The organism is Streptococcus sp. HMSC078H12 (assembly GCF_001814615.1).
GTDB lineage: Bacteria > Bacillota > Bacilli > Lactobacillales > Streptococcaceae > Streptococcus > Streptococcus salivarius_F.
In genome coordinates this window covers 1-1,760 of the sequence record NZ_KV817330.1, presented here as the reverse complement: position 1 = coordinate 1,760, position 1,760 = coordinate 1, and the positions used below count along the sequence as shown (strand labels likewise).

The window sequence follows — 1,760 nt, the reverse complement described above, 5'->3', positions numbered from 1 at the left end:
ATTGATTCACTTACTGACGCTGACTCGGAGTTTGACATTGATTGTGATTCAGAAACTGACGCACTCTCTGATGCTGATTCTGAGTTAGACACTGACTGTGACTCTGATACAGATGCACTCTCTGAAGATGATTCGGAGTTTGAAACAGACTGTGATTCTGAAACTGACGCACTTTCTGAAGCCGACTCGGAAGTTGAAGCAGATTGTGACTCAGACACTGACGCACTTTCTGAAGATGATTCTGAATTAGATACAGACTGTGATTCAGACACTGATTCACTTACTGAAGCTGACTCGGAGTTTGAAACTGATTGCGACTCAGACACAGATGCACTTTCTGAAGCGGATTCGGAATTTGAGACTGATTGTGATTCTGAAACTGACTCACTTACTGACGCTGACTCGGAAGTTGAAACAGACTGTGATTCTGAAACTGAGGCACTCTCTGAAGCGGATTCGGAGTTTGAGACTGACTGTGATTCTGATACTGACTCACTTACTGATGCTGACTCTGAGTTTGACACTGATTGTGATTCTGAAATTGATTCACTTACTGACGCTGATTCGGAGTTTGAAGCAGACTGTGATTCTGAAACTGATGCACTTTCTGAGACTGATTCGGAATTTGAGACTGATTGTGATTCAGATACTGACGCACTTTCTGAAGCTGATTCTGAGTTTGAAACGGATTGTGAGGCTGAAACTGATGCACTTTCTGAGACTGATTCGGAATTTGAGACTGATTGTGATTCAGAAACTGACTCACTTTCTGAAGCTGATTCTGAATTAGATACAGACTGTGATTCTGAGATTGATTCACTTACTGACGCTGATTCTGACGTTGAAGCTGACTGTGATTCAGATACCGACGCACTTTCTGAAGCTGATTCTGAGTTTGAAACGGATTGTGATTCTGACACAGACGAGCTTGTTGAAGCGGACTCACTCAAGGAACTTGAAACACTCGCTGACTTAACGGTACTCAAAGACACACTCGTTGAAGCGGACTCACTTTGTGAGACACTTGTCTTCAAGGACTCACTCAAGGAACTTGAAACACTCGCCGATTTCTCAGTACTCAAAGACGCACTCGTTGAGGCGGATTCACTTTGTGAGACACTCGTCTTCAAGGATTCACTCAAGGAGGTTGAAACGCTCTCAGATTTCACGGTACTCAAAGACGCACTTGTTGAAGCGGATTCACTCAAGGAACTTGAAATGCTCGCCGATTTCTCAGCACTCAAAGAAACACTTGTTGAAGCGGATTCACTTTGTGAGACACTAGTCTTCAAGGACTCACTCAAGGAACTTGAGATACTCGCTGACTTCACAGTACTCAAAGACGCACTTGTTGAAGCGGATTCACTTTGCGAAACGCTCGTCTTCAAGGACTCACTCAAAGAGCTTGAAACACTCGCTGATTTCACAGTACTCAAAGACGCGCTCGTTGAGGCCGACTGACTTTGTGAAACGCTAGTCTTCAAAGACTCACTCAGAGAGCTTGAGACGCTAGCCGACTTCACAGTACTCAAAGATAAACTTTCTGAAGCAGACTGACTTTGTGAGAGACTTGTCTTCAAGGACTCACTCAAGGAACTCGAGACACTCGCCGATTTCACAGTACTCAAAGAAGCACTCGTTGATGCTGACTGACTTTGTGAAACGCTGGTCTTCAAGGACTCACTCAAGGAACTTGAAATACTCTCAGATTTCACGGTACTCAAAGATGCACTTGTTGAAGCGGATTCACTTTGTGAGAT

General features: G+C 44.0%; 1 pseudogene. It reads left to right on the top strand.

The features are described from left to right. A pseudogene (locus HMPREF2979_RS10550) lies at positions 1-1,461 on the top strand (hypothetical protein); the annotation flags it as partial. Between the last annotated feature and the right edge of the window lie 299 nt (positions 1,462-1,760).